The sequence below is a fragment of the Reinekea marinisedimentorum genome, assembly GCF_004341165.1.
GTDB classification, from domain to species: domain Bacteria; phylum Pseudomonadota; class Gammaproteobacteria; order Pseudomonadales; family Natronospirillaceae; genus Reinekea; species Reinekea marinisedimentorum.
The window spans coordinates 1-1,281 of the sequence record NZ_SLZR01000054.1 but is presented as its reverse complement, the minus strand read 5'-3'; the positions used below and the strand labels follow the sequence as shown (position 1 = coordinate 1,281).

Annotated in this window: 2 protein-coding genes; both read right to left on the bottom strand. The window is 50.7% G+C overall.

All coding sequences use genetic code 11. The features are described from left to right. Positions 1–35 precede the first annotated feature (35 nt). Complete coding sequence (locus BCF53_RS19105) at positions 36–923, bottom strand: IS3 family transposase (protein WP_165902007.1); 888 nt, start codon at positions 921–923, stop codon at positions 36–38. Continuing rightward, positions 848–1,228 (bottom strand): transposase, encoded by a 381-nt coding sequence (locus BCF53_RS19100; RefSeq protein ID WP_132704373.1) that lies wholly within the window; start codon positions 1,226–1,228, stop codon positions 848–850. The genes BCF53_RS19105 and BCF53_RS19100 overlap by 76 nt, the downstream gene beginning before the upstream one ends. Positions 1,229–1,281: the final 53 nt, after the last annotated feature.

Sequence of the window (1,281 nt, the reverse complement as noted above, 5' to 3'; positions counted from 1 at the left end):
GTGATCTTGCCCCGATAAAGTGGACACCTCAATTCTCAAGCGGCCATTCGCTCATATTCCATCGGTGAGTTGTAATCCAACCCTGAGTGCAACCTCACCGTGTTGTAAAACTGATTTATATACCGCCCGATTGCTCTTCGCAAATGATCTATGTCTTTAAAGTGACTTTTGCGTATCAACTCACCTTTCAAGGAGTGATAGAATGACTCCATGTAAGCGTTGTCCGTACAATGCCCCGGCCTGTTCACGCTGTGCTCGATACCGGCTTTCGTCAGCGCATCCTGGAACGCTGAGGCCGTGAACTCGATGCCACGATCGGTATGCAAGATTACGCCTTCGGTATGTCGGCCTTTGCGCAAGGCATATGTCAGGGCAGCTAAACTCAATTCAGTGGTTCGAGTATAAGACAGTGACCAGCCGAGGATGCGGCGAGAGTGCCGATCCATGATCGTCGCCAGATAGCTCCAACGATCGCCCAGTTTAATGTAGGTCACATCGGCCACCCAGACTTGGTCGCATGCCGTTGTATCACCGAATTGCAGAAGTTTATTCTCGCCTCGCTGCTTAAAGCGCTTCAGGCCAGGCTGTCGTCGAGTGACCTGAGTAACTCGAGCCTTCAGTCCATTCTCCTGCATCAGCCGTGCTACGCGCTTTCTGGCGACATGGACGCCCTGACGGGCCAGGGATTTATGCACTCTGGGGCTGCCATAGCGACCTTCGCTCCGATCGAAGATGCTGGCGATCTTTTTCAGCAGCGCCTGATCCGAAAGCTCTCGCTGAGATGGCTCTCGGTCCCGCCAGCGGTAGTAGCCACTGCGTGATACACCCAGCCACCGGCATAAGGTGGCTACTCCGAAGGCTTGTCGGTATCGGTGGATGAATCCAAATCGTTCTGATGAACCTCCGCCAGATACTGTTGCCACTTTTTTAGAAGGTCGTTCTCCTTCTTCAGCTGCGCAATCTCTTTCTTTAACTGGGCGTTTTCTGAAAGCTGCTTCATTGATTTTGTTTTGCGTTTCTTAGACAAACCGACTCGCTTCTTTCCATCGCCCTGAAGCAAACCCTCTCGGTACTCTTTGCGCCAGCGCGACAGCATAAATGGATGAATACCTAAACCCTCAGCAACTTGCTTGCTCTGGATATCAGGCTGATAGCTCATTTTAACTGCTCGGATTTTAAATTCTGTTGAATACTCCCAGGTCTTTCTAGGATTGTTGTATCTTGGCATAAACACCTCTAATTAAGTTAGCTAGAGGTGTCCACTAAAGCGGGGGAAGTTCA